Origin of the sequence: Amycolatopsis antarctica, from assembly GCF_002262875.1 — a bacterium.
In the GTDB taxonomy this organism is placed as follows: Bacteria; Actinomycetota; Actinomycetes; order Mycobacteriales; family Pseudonocardiaceae; genus Amycolatopsis; species Amycolatopsis antarctica.
Window position 1 is genome coordinate 24,949 of sequence record NZ_NKYE01000005.1, and the last position, 16,175, is coordinate 41,123.

A 16,175-nucleotide genomic window follows, 5' to 3' on the forward strand; every position below is an offset into this window, starting at 1 on the left:
GGGAGCGAGATGGTGGTTGTCGAGGCGGTGGCGGCCGAAGCCGCCAAGGTCGTCACGGGATTCGTGCTCAGCGGCATGGTCAAGGGCGGGCGGCTGCTCCGGGACCGGCTCCAGCAGAAGATGGGCGAGATCCCCGAAGACCCGGGCCGTGCCCGCGACTCGATCACGGCGTGGTCTCAGCACGACCCGGATTCCTTCCGGCAGTTGGCCCGTGAACTCTCGCTGACCGGTGACTGCCCGGGGGTGCCCTGGTCGCCGATCGCGCCGGAACCCTTCTGGGACAGGGAGGAATATCTGCGGCGCATCCCGGAGGACGGGGTGTACCTCGCCGTCGGCAGCCGGGGCACCGGCCGCGCCTCCCTGGTCCGCCGGATCGCCGAACTCCGGGCCGAGAAGTTCCCGCACGGCTGTGTCGACGTGGATCTCGACGACCACCGGTCCGGTGACCTCGGCCTGGTCGATTCGGTGCGGCGCGAGGTCCTGCGGCGGCTCGGCGTCTCCGCCGCGGACGTCACCGAGGCCACCGACGAGCTCCGGCAGCAGTACCTCTCGATCACCGTGCGGCACAGCTTCGTGCTCATCCTGCGCAACGCGTTGGGCCACGCGGAGATCGCCCCGTTCGAGAACTCCCCGGTCAACCTGGTCCTGGTGACGACCACCGAGCTGACCGGTGACCTGCGGGCGAAGTACGGGCAGTACGAGCTGCTCGGTGGCCTGGACCCCGCGGGTGCCTGGCAACTGCTCGCTTCCCGGTGCGGCGGTGGCGCCGGAAGGGACGGCGCGGATCTGCTGCGGGCAGAACCCGAGGCGACCGGTGCGCTGCTGCATCTGTGCGGCTACGTCCCCTTCGTGCTGGAAGTGATCGGTGGCGAACTCGGCCGCCGCTACGGCGAGCCGGAGCCCGTGCACGGTCTGTTCCTGGAGTACGAGAACGCCGGGGCCGCGGACGGGCCAGGGGTGCTCGGCGAGTGGGTGCGGCAAGCATGGGACGCGCTGGACGAATCGGTCGCCGCAGCGGCGTGTTCGTTGGCCGTACATCCCGGCCCGGACTTCACGCCGGTCACTGCGGACGCGCTGCTCGGTGCGCGTTCCCGTCCGGTGCTCGACCAGTTGACCGATCGTGGCCTGCTGCACGGCGACGGGCATGGGCGCTACCGGCTGCTGGAACCGATCCGGGACCACGCCGCGCGCCGCGGCCACGCGGACGAGACCGCCGCGGCCATCGCACGGCTGACCGGCTTCTTCGCCAGGCACGCGATGCTGGCCGACCTTCAGGGTGCCCCCGACCGGCTACGCGGTTACGACCAGCCCGCCGAGCTGAACGCGACAGACTGGACGATCCCCGGCTACCGCGAGCGGCCCCGGACCGACTGGCTGGTCGCCGAGCGGCAGACCATCGCCGCCCTGGTGCCGCAGGCCCACCGGCACGGCCTGCACGAGCAGGTGTGCCAGATCGTCGGTGCGTTCGAGGCGGTGCTGAACAGGGTCGGCGACCGCCGGACCTACGCGGCGATGAACGAGTACCGCGTGCGCAGCGCGACGGAGATCGGCCAGCGACCCGACCTGCTCGCCCGCGCCTGCGGGATGCACGCCCGGCTGCACACCCAGTTCCGGTACTTCCCCGCCGCGCACCAGGCGCTCGAAGCGGCAGACGCGGCACTGCGCACGGTCGTACTTTCCGAGCGCGAAAGGACGCGGCTGGAATCCTCGACACTGGAGATGTGGGGCCGCTACTACGAGGAACAGGGCGACGTCGCGGCGCTCACCGGCAACGGTGACCCGGCCGAGCGGTACCGGCAGGCCATCGACCGCTTCCACCGGGCGGTCGGTCTGGACCAGCGAATCGCGGACCACCGGGCGTGCGGCATCCACGCCCGGATGCTGGCCCGCGCCTACCGCAAGGTGGGCCTTCCCGGAGAGGCGTTGCGGTATCTGCCTTTCGCCGTCCACGAAGGAGTCGACCCACGAAACGTCGCCGCCGGGCATCTGGTGTGGGCCGGGGTACTGGTCGCGCTCGGCGGGCCACACCTGGCCGAGGCACGCGACCGGCTGGACCACGCCGGGCGGATGCTGCGCGAGCAGGGCGTGACCCAGTACTACTGGGAGTTCGGTGAGACCGCCGCCCGCCTGGAAACCGTTGCGGGCAGGCGAAAAGACGCGATCGCCCGCTGGGACGAACTCGTCAAAGCGGCTTTCGCGGTGGGTCATCCGCGTACGGACGAGTATCTGGCGCAGCGCTGGCAACTCGGCCGACCCTGACCTGAACGGTCCGCTCGCCGAGCAGCACATGTTCCACTGTGGACGGTGTTGTTCCCTGGACGTCGTGCAGGTAGCAGAGCGAGGCGAGCGCCAGCGGGTCCACCTCCGTACTCGTCACCGACAACCGCAGGGTCGTTCCGTGGCGGTTGCGCACCAGGCAGGTGTGCCGGTCCGTCGTGGCCGCCGCCAGCGAGGCGTCCGGCCACTGCCGAAGTGTTTCCGCCGCCCACTCGCCGAACTCCCCGTGTTCCTCGTGGTCGAGGCGCGTGTAGACCACGGAGGCCGACTCGAGCTGGGTCACGGTGGCGTCCGTGCCGTGTGCGACGACGTGCCGGAAGTCCAGCCCCAGGTGCGGCTTGCCGCCGGTTCTCGCCGGATACCGCCGGATCCGCACCCGGTCACCCGGATCGACACCGACCACGAGCGCGGGCGGGTCCGCCGATCGCGGGGGCGGCACGTCCACCAGCGGGTACTCGGCGGCGCCGGCCGGTTCGGTCAGCCGCAGCGAGCCGTACAACAGTCCTCGCAGTGCCTCGGCGGACAGACCGGGCCCGGCCACCGCTCGTCGCACGGCCGCCTCGTCCCGCCGGGGGTCGTATCCGGCGACGGCCGAGCGAAGCTGGTCTGCCAGGTCGATATCCTGATCGAGCCAGGGCGCGCCGGTGGCGAGCAACTCGGCAGGCGAGCCCGCCACGGTGCTGGCCGAGCCGCCGGTCAGCAGCAGCGGGCGTCGCAACGCCGCCGAGTACAGGCTCAGCGAGCCACTGCCCGACACCACCACCGAGGCGGCCGACAGCGCCGCCTGCCATCCCGCCTCGGGCCGGACGATCCGCAACCCGCAGGCGACGGCCTCGGCCAACCAGGCGGAGACCATCCACGCTCCGTGGGCCGAGGCGATCCCGGGATGCAGCACGGCACATACCGCGAACTCGTCCACGTCCAGCTCGGTGACCAACCGGTACGGCAGTTCGGGGGCGGAACCGAACACCGATCCCGGACCCCAGGTCGACGCGACCACGACGAGCCGCCTGCCCCGCGCCCCCAGCGCGCGGCGGTACACCCCTGCCCGGTGCCCGCTGCCCAGCATGCGATCCAGCGCAGGGTCGCCGATCACCACGGCCCGCGCGGCCGCCGGCGGGCAGGACTCGCGCAGTTGCTCCCGCTGGGCCTCGTGGGACAGTGCGATCACCTCCGGCACGACCCTGCCGTCGTGGACGAGCCGTTCGGGGTTCATGCCGGCGACCGTCCGGCCGCCCGGGTAGTACTTCTGGAAGCCGATACCGTGCGGGACAAGGAGAATCGGCGCGTCGAGCTCGTGCAGGGCGTCGTTCTCGCTGGCGGCGATCGCGAGGTCGAATCGGATGCCGGTCGCCTGACCCCAGGTGATCGTGGGGACTCGCAGGTCACGCAGCGCGTCCGCCACGCCGTCGCCCAGGATGGCGGGTCTCGCCTCGTCGTGGGTGAACACGAGTTGCACCCGGACGTCGCGTTCGAGCAGGGTGGCGATGTCCAGCAACCGGCTCAGGGTGGTGACGGTGCGGACGACGATGAGCACCCGCCGCTCGACGGCAACGGTCGGCCACACGTCGAACGCCGGCTTCCCGGAAAACGACGGGGGGGGGGGGTGCGTATTTCGGGGGACATCCTTGCCGCTCTAACGTTCCCGCCGGGCAACCCAGGCCGCAGCCTGGGTACGCCGCCGCATGCCGAGTTTGCCCAGCACGGACGTCACGTAGTTCTTCACCGTCTTCTCGGCCAGGAACAGTTCGCCGGCGATCTCCCGGTTCGACAGGCCCTGCCCGATCAGTTCGAGCACGCTGCGCTCGCGTTCGGTGAACGCGGCCAGTTCGTCGGCGGGCCCGGGGCCGCGCAGCCGGTCCAGCACGTGCCCGGTGGTCACCGGGTCGAGCAGTGAACGGCCGGCGGCGACCTCGCGCACGGCGTTCACCACGTCCTGCCCGCGTACCTGCTTGAGCAGGTATCCGGCGGCCCCGGCCATGATCGCGCCGACCATGGCCTCCTCGTCGTCGAACGCGGTCAGCATCAGGCAGTGCGGTGGGTTCGGCAGCGAGCGCAGGTCCCGGCACAGCGTGACGCCGTCACCGTCACCGAGTCGCACGTCCACCACGGCCACGTCCGGCTCGACGTGCATCGCCACCGCCAGCGCCTCGTCCACGCTGCCCGCCTCGGCGACCACCTCGATGTCGGGTTCGTCGCCGAGGAGTTCCCGCAACCCGCGCCGCACGACCTCGTGGTCGTCGATCAGGAGCACGCCGATGGCCATGCCGTCGAGGTTACGGCCTTCGGCGGGTCCGCCGCGCCGATGGTGACGATGGGCAGCACAGGCTGGTGCGCCCACGCCGACTGGCGGGCGCCGACCTCACGGATCACCGAGACGATCGGGGCCGCGGCCACCAGTTCCAGCGCGAGTACCACGGTGTACAGCGCGGTGAGAGCAGCAGCGTGTCATTCGCGTCTCATCCCCTGCCCGGCTCGGTGGAAGGATCGGCGCCTTGCCCGAATTCGTTCACCGAAGGAAATGGGGAAGAACAATCCTTTCGCGCGCGTTTCCGGTCGGAATGTCGCGAGCGGTCAGCGTCCGCGCGGGTGGTCCTGCCGTGCGTTGTTCTCCCGGGCCCGCGCATCCGGGTGATTCATCGGCTGCGTCGGGTCGAAGTCGGGCACCCGGCCGCGCCCGGCTTCGGTGACGCACAGGCCGCTCAGGACCTCGAAGTCGGACTGCCCGCCGCGCCAGTGCGCCCGTACCGCAGGCATGCCGACCCTGCGCACGATCCCGCGTAGGGCGGCGGTGGCCACGATCGCGTCGTCGTGTCGCCCGATGCCGGGGATGAAGTCGGGTACCAGGTCGACCGGGGAGGCGACGTAGGCGAGCAGCAGCTTCAACCGGAACCGCATCAGCGGGCGTTGTTGCTGGTCAGCCGCCATCGAGCGGAGCATCACCAGCAGGTCGGGGAGCAGTCGGACGGCGTCGCGGAGCGGTCCCTTCCGCGGCTTGAGCACCATCAGCGTGAGCAGCAGTCCCGGCCACAGCAACAGCAGGCCCAGCAGCAGGCCGACGATGAAGTCCACTACCCCTATCCCCGTCATGGGGCCATTGTCCCGCACCGGCCCGGCCCCGTGGTGCCCGCGCCGCCGACGGCGGTGGTTATCGGTCCACCGGGACGTCGTGAATCGGGGCGGAAGATTTTGGTGACTTCGGCCGGTAACGGTCGGCCACCGGCGTCGATACAGGGGTGCGAGCCGCGAATTGTCCTGCCGCGGCACCACTTTTTTCGTTCGGTTCTCCCCTTTTCGGAAAGGCTCTCTCGTGCGCTCTCTTCGTCGTGCCCTGACATTGGTATCCGCCGTCGCCATCGCCGGTTTCGTATTCGCCGGAACCGCTGCCGGTCAAGATGTGGGAGCCGCCTCCGGTTCCGGACTTACTTTGGGGCTCCTGAACAAGACTTGTAGCGACTTCACCTACCAGGAGGACGCGCAGGCTGCCGTTGGCTTGTACCCGGATCTGGACCGTGACAAGGATGGCCGGGCCTGCGAGAGCTTGCCGAGCCGACCGACCGGCGGTTCGACCACCACTCCGGTGACGCCTGAACCCGAGCCGACGACGACCTCGCCGAGCCCCGAGCCTGTCACACCTGTGACAACTCAGCCTGCCGCGCCCGCGGCCGCGCCGGTCAAGGCCGCCGACAAGGACTGCGCTGACTACTCGACCCAGGCCGCCGCACAGGCCGCGCTGCTGGACGACCCGAGCGACCCGAACAACCTGGATGCCGACAACGACCAGTTTGCCTGTGAGTCGAAGTTCGGTGCGCCCGCGAAGAAGACGTCGCAGCAGGTGAAGGTGCACCCGTCGGGCGGGGTCGCCACCGGCGGCGACGAGGGCGTGTCGGGTACGGACGGTGCCGGGTACGCGCTGGGTGGTCTGCTGCTCGCTGGTGCCGGTGCGGTGCTGGTCGCCGGCCGTCGCGCGCGTTCCGGTAACTGAGCCGGTGGCGGGGGAGTCGGTGGTGCGATCACAGGCGAGGCTGCTCGCGGCGGCTGTCGCCTTCCTGGTGGTAGCCGCCGCGGTGGCGGTGTTCCTGCTGGTCCCGGGTGGTGGCTCGGGTGTGGCGCCGGTCGGCGCGGCGGAACCGCCTGCCGCGTCGACGGAGCGGGCGCCGTCGACGGAGAGGGTTGCGGGGCCGACCGGCACGCCGATCGACGCGGAGGTGCTGCCCGCGTCGAAGCCCTCGTGGCTGGAGGTGCCGGCGATCGGGGTGCGCACGGATCGGATCATCGAGTTGGGGCTGCAGGCGGATGGTGCGTTGGAGGTGCCTGGTGACGCCGTCACGGCGGGCTGGTTCGACCAGAGCCCGACGCCCGGTGAGGTCGGTCCGGCGGTGGTCGCCGGGCATGTGGACTACCGGAAGGTGCCGGGTGTTTTCCAGCGGTTGAAGGAACTCACGTCGGGAGCGGAGGTCGTGGTGCATCGTGCGGACGGGACGAGCGCGGTGTTCGCGGTGAGCAGGGTGGAGCACTACGCGAAGTCCGAGTTTCCGACGGAGAAGGTGTACGGGGACACGTCGGGACCGGAGTTGCGGCTGATCACCTGCGGCGGCGAGTTCGACAGTTCGTCCGGCAACTACGAGGACAACGTGGTCGCGTACGCGAGGCTCGTCCGGGCTTTCCGCGCGTGAGGTGGGCGGTAGCATCGGATTGTGGACGTGGGGGATGAGCTGGTCGCGGTGCCTGCCGGGCAGGTGATGTTGTCGGATCGGCGACGGCAGCGGAGCTGGCCGGTCGAGGTGGAACCGTTCCGGCTCGCGGCGTGTCCGGTCACCCAGGAGCGGTACGCAAGCGTGACGGGGGCGCGGCCGAGTACCGCAGTCGGCGATCGGTTGCCCGTGGAGGGCGTGTCGTGGCTGGACGCGGTCGAGTTCTGCAACGCGCTGTCGCTGAGCGAGGGCCTGGCACCCGTGTACCGGCTGGCGGACGGCGACGTCGAATGGGACGTGTCCGCTGACGGCTACCGGTTGCCGACGGATGCCGAATGGGAACACGCCTGCCGGGCAGGTACGAGCGGTGCGCGGTACGGCGAGCTCGACGAGATCGCCTGGTACCGCGGTAATTCCGCGGAAAGTATCCACGAAGTGGGCGGCAGGCAGCCGAACGCGTGGGGCTTGCACGACATGCTCGGCAACGTGTGGGAGTGGTGCTGGGACGTCTACCAGGCTGAGGACCATCCCGGTTACCGGGTGCTGCGCGGTGGCGGCTGGTTCGACGAGAGCTGGAGCTGCCGGGCGTCGGTGCGGCGTCGTAGTCAGCCGGCGTTCCGTATCGACGACCTGGGTTTCCGCATCGCCCGCTGACCCCCGCTGCACCTCAGCGAACGCGCTTTCTCTTCGGTGACGGCGATTCGTCGACGTATCACGCTCCAAAGACCGCCCCGGTGGTCGCGAAATACGCCGGCGCGCTGCCGTGTTGTGATTCGAATGGACCAACTGCGTGCGGAACAGGGACCGAAGCGGGTACGTGCGGTGCTGAGCGGCAAGGTCGTGGCGGACACGATCCGGCCGCTGCTGGTGTGGGAGGTGCCGTACTACCCGACGTACTTCCTGCCCGCCGAGGACGTTGGCGAGCTACCCGCCGAAGCGGTGACCACGCGCCCGGAAGTACCCGGCCACGTCCGGATCGACTGGCAGGCGATGGATGCCTGGTTCGAGGAGGACGAGGAGGTCTTCGTGCACCCACGCGATCCGGGCGTCCGCGTCGACATCCTGCCCAGTTCGCGGCACGTGCGCGTCGAGGTCGACGGGGTGACGGTCGCCGACACCCGTGCCGCCCGGCTGCTGTTCGAGACGAACCTGCCGACGCGCTACTACCTGCCGAAGCTGGACGTGCGCCTTGACCTTCTTGAACGGAGCGACACGGTGACCCGCTGCCCGTACAAGGGCACGTCCGAGTATTTCTCGGTCCGGGTGAACGGACGTTCGCACCGCGATCTGGCCTGGTCGTATCCGACGCCGTTGTGGGAGAGCCAGAAGGTCGCGGGCCTGGTGTGTTTCCTGGACGAGCAGGTCGACGTGTTCCTGGACGGGGTGCGCCAGGAACGCCCGGTGACCAAGTTCGGCTGAGCCGGCGTCGGCCACGAGCTGGCTGAAATGCCGGAATTGCTTGGTATGCCCGGAAAACTGCTGATCACCGGGGCTGTACGAAGTCGGCGCGAGTGGCAGTATCGCCTCAATCGCCACCGATGACGCTGGAGCCCCGATGCCGAGACCGTCCCGTGCCCTCACCGCGGCCTGCGCCGCCGCGGCCGTAGTCGCCTGCCTGGTCACGCCGCCGACGGCGGCGGCGTCCGAAGCGGCGTCCGGCCAAGGGCACCGTTGCCCGCAGCTCCAGTTGGCCGACCACTGGTACGGCGACAACGCGGCGAAGATCCAGCAGGTCATCGACGAGCGCGGCCGCTGCGGTGCGCATCGCGGCGGGAAGAAGCCGCTGGCGGTGTTCGACTGGGACAACACCGTCATCAAGAACGACATCTCCGACCAGACGATTTTCTACATGCTCCGCAACGACAAGATTCTCCAGCCCCGCGACCGCGACTGGCACAACACCAGTCGCTACATGACCGACGCCGGGGCGGACGCGCTGAGCGCTGCCTGCGGCACCGATGCGCGGCCGGGGAAACCACTGCCCACCAGCACCGACATCGACTGTGCCGACGAGCTGTTATCCGTGCGTAAGGAGGCCAAGACCACCGGCGGCGAGGACGTCTTCGCCGGGTACGACCACCGCGAGATGGAAGCGAGTTACGCCTGGGTCGCGCAACTCAACGCCGGTTACCGCCCGGACGAGGTGCGGCAGATCGCCCGTGACGCACGCAAGGCGGCGCTGCGTGCACCGGTCGGCGCGACGCAGCGAGTCGGTTCCAGCTCCGAGGTCGCCTGGGTGCGGTACTACCCGGAGATCAAGGATCTCATCGGCACGCTGAACCGAGCGGGCTTCGACACGTGGATCGTGTCGGCCTCGCCGAAGGAGACCGCGGACGTCTGGGGTTCGGAGGTCGGCATCCCGCCGAACCGCACCATCGGCATCGAGTCACTGACCACGCACGGCCGCATCAACGGTCACCTGGCCGGCTGCGGCGGCATCGCGGACGGTGAGGACGCGATCATGCCCTACGTCGACGGCAAGCGGTGCTTCGTCAACAAGAACATCCTCGGCATCAAGGGGGAGGCGCAGCTCGACCCCGCCCCAGAGGCGAAGCGTCAGGCCCTCGCCGGAGGCGACGCGACCACCGACGTCACCATGCTCGCCGACGCGACCGGCGTGCGCGTCACGCTGAACCGCAACAAGGACGAGCTGATGTGCCGCGCATACGACAACGCCGACGGCCGGTGGGCGGTCAACCCGATGTTCGTCGAACCGCTGCCCGCGCTGGACCGCACCTACCCCTGCTCCACGACTGCCTACGAGAACGCGGACGGCACCGTGGGCCCCGTCCTCCGCACGGACGGCACCGTCATCCCCGACCAGGCCGACACCGTCCACGGCTGAACAACCCGTCAGCGGCCATCCACCCGCCGTGTCGGGCGGTACGGCATCCCGCGCCGCGCGGCGAACCGAGATCTGACAGGGATCAACGCGGATGTAGGCGCGGATCAGCGCGTCATGGATCGCAAGAACTCGTGTGTCTCCGCGTCGGTGGAGTAGAGGCACACGCCGCGCATTCCCCGTGTCAGCAGGACTTTGTACGTGTTGCGAATAAGAGCAGGGAACTCGAACTCGCCGGCCTTCTTGACCGCCGGGTCGTGGGACTCTTCTCGTAACGCAACCCACTTGTCGTCACGCCGGACGAAGTCGGGACCGAACAGCACCCCTGCCCAGTCGTACTCGAACCCCTGGGCGGTATAGATGCAACCGACCTGGTTGAATCCGCGGTCGTCGGATGCCCAGTAGTAGGATTCCGGTGCGTCCGGTACCCGCGTGTTGGGTTTCGCGTTCCATGGTCGTTCCCAGGAACCGATCTTGACATCGGGAACCAACGTCTTGTTTCCGTCGACGGCGACAGGATTGCTCCACCGCCAGCAGAACCCCGCAGCGACGCGAGCTGTTTCCGAGCGGTCACCCCGCATGTTGAGTAGCCATGATTCCACGGCGTCGGGGGAATCGGCCGTCGTCACGACGAAATCGTCATCCATCGGTTCTGCAAGTAGCTTCCACCGGATAGGCGACTGTTTGTCGATTCCGAGAAGGCGTTCCACCCAGGTGTCGTAGACGGCGGAGCCGCCGCAGCGGAACTGCCCTTCGAGCGTAACGGTCTCCACGTCGCAGCCCGCCGCAGTAGCCGCGTCCCTGATCTCGGCCAGTGAGCCCATTTCGCCTGGGCGCACCGTCTGATTCTCGTCCAGCAGGAACACCGGTACCCAGGCGACGTCGATGAGTTCGGTTATCTGTGGTCTGGCGCTGTCTCGAACTGCTTTCCTGGTGAACCGGTTGACGCTGGTCTCTCTGATTCGATGAGCTTCGTCGCAGATCAAAACGTCGAGTGTTCGGGGTTCGGACTCGGAGTAGTTGTTGAAGTACTTGAACAGGTTCTTCACCTGCCGGTCTCCGGCACCGGCGACCTTGCGCATCGTGTTGGTGAACGCGCTCGATCCCGTCGCATGGTGGACCGGGCGTCCTCTGCGGGCCAGTTCGCCGAGCAGGCTCAGTGCGATGACGCTCTTGCCCGAGCCCGGCCCGCCACGAACGACGACGACAGTCTGCTTGCGCGCTGTCCGCGCCCGCTCGACGGCACGCATCACGAGGTCGAACGCGACTCGTTGCTCATCGAGCAGGACGAACTGTTCGCGCTCCCGAATCTCTCTGGCTGCCAGGTTCAACAGCGGTTTCGACGGAGCGTGGTGGAAGGTGGTGAAATCGTCCGCCGCCTTCAGCGCCGCAGTGCGATCTCCCTCGGGGGACAACAAGGACCGAAGGTGATCGAGCATCGCGGCCTTGTCGTCCATCGTGTACAGGCGACCGAACTGGTGAGGGGTGTACTGCTTGAGGGTGCGTACACCGGAGTCGTTGGCGTTGTGCAGATAGGCGATCCCGTGGACAGAGTACGGCCGCTCGGCGAGAGCCGGCGTCTCTCCGACGAGGTGCTCGCAGTACAACTGGACTTGAGTGACCGGGTGGATCACCGGCTCGCTGTACGCATCGAGTGCGACGAGTTCGGCGGCGAGCAGTTCCGCTCGTGACCACTGCTTGAGTTCGACCAGAACGTAAGTGGGCTCAGCCGTCCGTGGATGGATACCGCAGAGCACGACGTCGACGCGTTTCGGACTGTGCGGGAGCCTGTGTTCCAGCAGGACCTCGACGTGACCGAGTCCGGCGTCGAACAGGTCGGCAAGAAACGGGGGCAGACTCCGCTGCCAGGAACGGACCTCGGAAGTGCCCACCCGATGTTGCCACTGAAACGTTGCCTGCTCCTCCAGACGCTGATGAAGACGGCCGGAATTGGCATCGACAAGCAGGTCGGCAGCACTCTGCCGGATAAGAGCCACAGCATTCCCCACAAGGCACGCGAATATCGACGTGCGGGTGGGGGCAACAACGAAGTGGCTACCTCGGTGCCCGGCGGGCCGCGAAGAACAGGCTAGTCGATCTCTCCGGCAGATCGCGCCGGGAAGCGCTGCTCGTTTCGGTTGATCTTCGCCTGGGCGCACTCGATCAGGTCGACGCCGAGTACGTCAGCGAGGCGCACCAGGTAGATGAATACGTCGGCAAGCTCGTCGTGCACGTCGAAGGCAGAGTCGGGATCGTGCAGGATCGCCGCCGACTCCTCGGCCGTCAGCCACTGGAACAACGCGGTGAGTTCCCCGACTTCGCCCGATAAGGCCATGACCAGGTTCTTGGGCGTATGAAACTGCTCCCACTGACGCGCGGCGGCGAATTCCCGTAACCGCAGTGCGGTCTCATCGATTGACACGACGCCTCTTTACCAGACCAACTCGCCGCGCGGCCGTTACGACGAGGGGCTCGTAGCGAACCGTCGACAACGCTGGCACTCTGGCGGCATGTCGGCCGTATCGGAGTTCCAGTTGCGCCAGATCGAACGCTGGTGCGACACCCGCGTGCCCGAACGTGTCCGGGACCAGGTCCGGGTCGAGTGCCGTCGCCGAGGCCGTTCGGTGACGGTCGTGGAACGTCGTCCCCTCGGGTCACTGGCGTCTTCATCGGCCGACGAGCAGGAGTGGGCGGAACAGCGCATCGCCCAGTTGCGCCTGGACGACACGGATCGGTGGACCCTCTACTGGGGCGACAGCAAGGACCGCTGGCACCGGGTCGCCGAGGTGGCCGCCGCCGAAACCCCTGTCCCGCTGCTCGACGAGATCGACCGGGATCGGCACGCCTACTTCTGGGGCTGACGCGCCGGACTTGGCAGTGGCGCGATGGCTTTGGTCAGGTTGCCACCGGGCTGGCCAGCGGTGCTGAATCACCGTATGTGATCGATCCTTGTTGGCGACCGCCCGGGCAAACTCGTTGAAGCTACGGGAAAATCTGACCGATTCGGCGTGAGAATCGATCTTCGGCAACCCCGGTAACGAACACGTGCGGTTATGCGAATGTTCAACTGACGCTGGCCCGCGATCGTCGGGACGCCATTCGTGACTGGGAGAATTCCTTGCGCAATTCCATCAAGACTGCCGTTGTCGCCGCCGTCGCCGTGCCGTTGGCACTCGCGGGTCCTGCCGTCGCGTTCGCGACCCCAGCGGCGCCCGCGACCGCGCCCGCCGACTGCTTCTCCCAGGCCGAACACGAGAGCTGGGCCAGCAAGGCCGTCTCGTACGTGAGCGAGAAGCGTAAGCACGAGGCGAACCTGGCGACCGGACGTCAGGCGATCAAGGATGCCGATGCCGCACGGGTTCAGGCGCAGGCCGCGGTCAAGGCGGCCGGCAACAAGGTCAGCGCGCAGAACGCCGTCATCAAGGACGCCGACGCCGCTCTGCAGGCCGCCAACCGTCAGCTCAAGAAGAGCCCGGACAACCGCAAGCTCCAGGACCGCGTGAAGGCCGCGCAGGCCGCGTTCACCGCCGCCAAGGATGCGCTCAAGCCGCTGCAGGCCGCCGTCACCGCGGCCAAGGCCGTGGAAGGCCAGGCGAACGCCACACTCGCCACGGCCAAGGCCGCGCTCCCGAACCTGGAAACCAAGGTCGCCAACATCACCAAGTACCTGGCGACCGCGCAGGCCAACGCCGCGAAGGCCGTCTGCACCACGGAGACGCCAGGCGAGGACGACGACGACAACAACGGCGGCGGCAACACCGGCGGTGGTGACAACAACGGTGGCACGAATGACCCGGGCACGAATGACCCGGGCACGAATGACCCGGGCACGAATGACCCGGGCACGAATGACCCGGGCACGAATGACCCGGGCACGAATGACCCGGGCACGAATGACCCGGGCACGAATGACCCGGGCACGAATGACCCGGGCACGAATGACCCGGGCACGAATGACCCGGGCACGAATGACCCGGGCACCGTCACCCCAAAGCCCGCCGATCCCGCCGCCCCGGGCACCGGCGCCCCGAAGCCCGTGAACCCCGGTACGGACGCCGTGGTGCCCGCCTCGGTGATCGTCCCGGCCGCCCTGGTCACCGCCACGGCGCCCAAGTCGCAGGCGGCACCGAAAGCGCAGGCCAGCACGTCGGTGAAGAAGCAGGCCGTCTCGACGACGACGCGCGGCGGTGGAAGCGCCTCGAAGCTGGCGAGCACCGGGACGAACGGCGACGCGCTCGCGGCGATGGCGCTCGCCGGTGCCGCCCTCGTCGCCGGTGGCCTCGGCCTGGTGCGCAGGGGCAGGCACGCCCGCTGACACTCGTACGCGGCCGCCGGTGAGTGGCATTGAAGGGAAGCACGCCACTCACCGCGGCCGCACGCCGGAAGCAGGTCCGCGTTCACGCTCGGTGTCGATCAACGGTGCCCGCGAGCAGGGACGACACCCGCATGGTGACCCTGCGCAGTCGGGTCGGCCTCCGCATCCAGCTCGGACGACCGGGTGCGACGATATCGCCATGAGCCCCGTCAGCCGTGGACGCAAGAAGACGCCGAAGCCGCCCAGCGCGAACGCCGAACTGGACGGCGTCTTCGGTGACGTCCTGCGCGACTTCATCCCGCTCGCGGCCGAGCCGGACGTGCTGCAGGTGGAGTTGTTCACCTCCGAGCTGATCGGCGAGTGGTGGCGCGCTCCGGAGCCCTACGACGATCCGGAGCGCACCGTCGGCCTCGGCCTGGTGCGCTACGCGGGCCGCACCTCCACCCCCGCCGGGGTTGCCCTGCTGCGCGCGATGGCCGCGCTCGCCGTCACCGACGAGCAGCGCTCCGCCGCGGCGCAGGCGGCCACCCTGATGGCCGAACGCGGGCTGGCCGTCCCGGATTGGGCGGACGCGATCGGCACCGCCTCGCCGACGGGGTGCTGGGAGTCCACCGACGTCTACGGCGACCAGACGACCTTGCTGCTGACCTTCGACCGCGCAGGCCGTTCGCACGGGATCGCGGCGGTACTCGACGCCAACCATCTCGGCGGCTGCGTCGAGGAGGCGTTCTGCACCGAGGAGCCGGACGGGCTGCTCGCCGACCTCCGCGCCCAGGCGGCCGACTCGGAGGGCCTGCTCGACGTCCGCCCGATCGACGCCTCCCGCGCCCGCGCGCTGATCGAACGTGGCCTGGACCTGGCCGACGTCAGCGAGGTGGAGCCCGGCGAGGTGCTGGTCGCCAACCGTGCGCTGGTGCTCGCCCGCTGCCGCCTGCTCCCGGCCGCCGACGTGCTGGCCGAACCGGTCAAGCACACCGACGCGGAGCGGGACGCCATCGTCACCGAGTTCCTGACCGCGATCGAGGAGACCGACGCGGACGCGGCGACCTGCGCGCGGCTGATCGTCGACTTCGGCTGCGACCTCGACGAGGGCAGGCCGCTGCGGGTCGGCCCCGGCAAGCTCGCCGAGTTCCTCGAGGACTGGGTGCCGAACGAGATCGAGCTGACCGAGGAGCAGGCCGAGGCGCTGCCCGACGTGGTGCGCGCCTGGGCGGGCTGGGCGGGTGGCCGCTCGGAACTGTCCGCGCACGCCGTCGCCGAACTGCTCGAATCGGCCGAGGAGAGCATCCAGTACTTCGAGGACGGTCCGGCCGACGACGAGCACCTGGACTCCTACCTGGAGGGTGTGGCCACCGGCGCCGACGACGATCTCGTCGAGGAAACGCTGGCACGCAGGCGTTTCGCCGTTCCGGAGACCAGTGCCGTGGTCGGCGTGGACGACTTCCCCGACCTCGACCCGGCCGATGAGGACGAGCGGTACCTGCTGGTCCTCGGCGAGCACCCCGAGTACCACGACGCGCTCGCCGATCCCGAGTTCGACGGTGAGATCGACGGTGTGGACCCGCACCTGTTCATCGCCGTCAAGCAGGTACTGGTGAACCAGTTGTGGGCGGACGACCCGGAGGAGCTGTGGCCGGCCGTGGTCGCGCTCGCCGAGGCCGAGCACGACCGGGACGAGATCTTCGACGTCCTCGGCAGGCTCGTCCTGGAGTACCTGGCGGGTGCGCTCACCGGCGAGCAGGACCCGGACATCGACGGCTACCGCGCGGCGCTGCGCGAACTGGCGTTGTAGGAAACCATTGGCGCACAACGGGTCGACTCCGCTTCAGGTCACTGACCAGTGCCGGGACCCTTTGCTGCGCCGGACGGTGGACGGCGGTTGACTCCGAACGCGCGCGTCAATAGCGTGTGCACCCGCGAAGCGGACCACGACGGGCTGATCCGGCAAGCGTGGACTCGGGGTTGCGCCGGAACCAGACAGGCGATGGCGACGAGTTGCTGGAAGGACCCGGAACAGCCTTGAAGCAGACACCGCGGCCGCGTGGAC

General features: G+C 68.9%; 15 protein-coding genes. 9 read left to right on the top strand and 6 right to left on the bottom strand.

Annotated features, from left to right (window positions below; translation table 11 throughout):
• Positions 1 to 9 precede the first annotated feature (9 nt).
• Entirely contained in the window at positions 10 to 2,259 is a 2,250-nt protein-coding gene (locus tag CFN78_RS09830) for a hypothetical protein (protein ID WP_094862374.1), read from the top strand.
• Here CFN78_RS09830 and CFN78_RS09835 read toward each other — a convergent pair.
• The 4 genes from CFN78_RS09835 to CFN78_RS09845 form a co-directional block, all read right to left on the bottom strand.
• The gene (locus tag CFN78_RS09835; RefSeq protein ID WP_205660479.1) at positions 2,183 to 3,844 is read right to left on the bottom strand and encodes a hypothetical protein; all 1,662 of its coding nucleotides are present in this window, start codon (positions 3,842 to 3,844) and stop codon (positions 2,183 to 2,185) included. The genes CFN78_RS09830 and CFN78_RS09835 overlap by 77 nt on opposite strands.
• A 69-nt stretch (positions 3,845 to 3,913) precedes the next feature.
• The gene (locus CFN78_RS09840) at positions 3,914 to 4,543 is read right to left on the bottom strand and encodes a response regulator (RefSeq protein ID WP_094862375.1); all 630 of its coding nucleotides are present in this window, start codon (positions 4,541 to 4,543) and stop codon (positions 3,914 to 3,916) included.
• Complete coding sequence (locus CFN78_RS29115; protein WP_165777503.1) at positions 4,522 to 4,695, bottom strand: hypothetical protein; 174 nt, start codon at positions 4,693 to 4,695, stop codon at positions 4,522 to 4,524. The genes CFN78_RS09840 and CFN78_RS29115 overlap by 22 nt, the downstream gene beginning before the upstream one ends.
• A 156-nt stretch (positions 4,696 to 4,851) precedes the next feature.
• Entirely contained in the window at positions 4,852 to 5,367 is a 516-nt protein-coding gene (locus tag CFN78_RS09845) for a YkvA family protein (RefSeq protein ID WP_094862376.1), read from the bottom strand.
• A gap of 337 nt (positions 5,368 to 5,704) precedes the next feature.
• Between CFN78_RS09845 and CFN78_RS09850 the strand changes: the two genes are divergently transcribed.
• From CFN78_RS09850 to CFN78_RS09870, 5 genes are all read left to right on the top strand, one after another.
• A complete protein-coding gene (locus tag CFN78_RS09850; protein ID WP_240519362.1) occupies positions 5,705 to 6,262 on the top strand; it encodes an excalibur calcium-binding domain-containing protein in 558 nt (185 codons plus the stop codon).
• Positions 6,263 to 6,284: 22 nt separating this feature from the next.
• A complete protein-coding gene (locus tag CFN78_RS09855; protein ID WP_240519363.1) occupies positions 6,285 to 6,953 on the top strand; it encodes a class F sortase in 669 nt (222 codons plus the stop codon).
• A gap of 21 nt (positions 6,954 to 6,974) precedes the next feature.
• Positions 6,975 to 7,625, top strand: a complete 651-nt coding sequence (locus tag CFN78_RS09860; protein WP_094862378.1) for a formylglycine-generating enzyme family protein — start codon at positions 6,975 to 6,977, stop codon at positions 7,623 to 7,625.
• A gap of 123 nt (positions 7,626 to 7,748) precedes the next feature.
• Entirely contained in the window at positions 7,749 to 8,390 is a 642-nt protein-coding gene (locus CFN78_RS09865; protein ID WP_094862379.1) for a DUF427 domain-containing protein, read from the top strand.
• Between the two features lie 136 nt (positions 8,391 to 8,526).
• The gene (locus tag CFN78_RS09870) at positions 8,527 to 9,816 is read left to right on the top strand and encodes an HAD family hydrolase (RefSeq protein ID WP_094862380.1); all 1,290 of its coding nucleotides are present in this window, start codon (positions 8,527 to 8,529) and stop codon (positions 9,814 to 9,816) included.
• A 104-nt stretch (positions 9,817 to 9,920) separates the two neighbouring features.
• On the opposite strand, the gene CFN78_RS09875 is transcribed toward CFN78_RS09870, so the two are convergent.
• Positions 9,921 to 11,810, bottom strand: a complete 1,890-nt coding sequence (locus CFN78_RS09875; protein ID WP_094862381.1) for a DUF2075 domain-containing protein — start codon at positions 11,808 to 11,810, stop codon at positions 9,921 to 9,923.
• 92 nt (positions 11,811 to 11,902) lie between these two features.
• On the bottom strand, positions 11,903 to 12,235 hold the full coding sequence (locus CFN78_RS09880) for a nucleotide pyrophosphohydrolase (protein ID WP_094862382.1): 333 nt from the start codon (positions 12,233 to 12,235) through the stop codon (positions 11,903 to 11,905).
• An 88-nt stretch (positions 12,236 to 12,323) separates the two neighbouring features.
• On the opposite strand from CFN78_RS09880, the gene CFN78_RS09885 reads away from it, so the two are divergent.
• The 3 genes from CFN78_RS09885 to CFN78_RS09895 all read left to right on the top strand — a co-directional run bounded on the left by CFN78_RS09885 (position 12,324) and on the right by CFN78_RS09895 (position 15,920).
• On the top strand, positions 12,324 to 12,674 hold the full coding sequence (locus CFN78_RS09885) for a DUF3024 domain-containing protein (protein ID WP_094862383.1): 351 nt from the start codon (positions 12,324 to 12,326) through the stop codon (positions 12,672 to 12,674).
• A gap of 972 nt (positions 12,675 to 13,646) precedes the next feature.
• Positions 13,647 to 13,853 (top strand): pentapeptide repeat-containing protein, encoded by a 207-nt coding sequence (locus tag CFN78_RS30290; protein ID WP_420807873.1) that lies wholly within the window; start codon positions 13,647 to 13,649, stop codon positions 13,851 to 13,853.
• A 474-nt stretch (positions 13,854 to 14,327) separates the two neighbouring features.
• Positions 14,328 to 15,920 (top strand): hypothetical protein, encoded by a 1,593-nt coding sequence (locus CFN78_RS09895; protein WP_094862384.1) that lies wholly within the window; start codon positions 14,328 to 14,330, stop codon positions 15,918 to 15,920.
• Positions 15,921 to 16,175 lie beyond the last annotated feature (255 nt).

Coding starts and splice junctions, on each gene's coding strand:
- CFN78_RS09830 (WP_094862374.1), top strand. CDS start 10: ATGGTGGTTGTCGAGGCGGTGGCGGCCGAAGCCGCCAAGGTCGTCACG.
- CFN78_RS09840 (WP_094862375.1), bottom strand. CDS start 4,543: ATGGCCATCGGCGTGCTCCTGATCGACGACCACGAGGTCGTGCGGCGC.
- CFN78_RS09845 (WP_094862376.1), bottom strand. CDS start 5,367: ATGACGGGGATAGGGGTAGTGGACTTCATCGTCGGCCTGCTGCTGGGC.
- CFN78_RS09865 (WP_094862379.1), top strand. CDS start 7,749: ATGGACCAACTGCGTGCGGAACAGGGACCGAAGCGGGTACGTGCGGTG.
- CFN78_RS09870 (WP_094862380.1), top strand. CDS start 8,527: ATGCCGAGACCGTCCCGTGCCCTCACCGCGGCCTGCGCCGCCGCGGCC.
- CFN78_RS09885 (WP_094862383.1), top strand. CDS start 12,324: ATGTCGGCCGTATCGGAGTTCCAGTTGCGCCAGATCGAACGCTGGTGC.
- CFN78_RS30290 (WP_420807873.1), top strand. CDS start 13,647: ATGACCCGGGCACGAATGACCCGGGCACGAATGACCCGGGCACGAATG.
- CFN78_RS09895 (WP_094862384.1), top strand. CDS start 14,328: ATGAGCCCCGTCAGCCGTGGACGCAAGAAGACGCCGAAGCCGCCCAGC.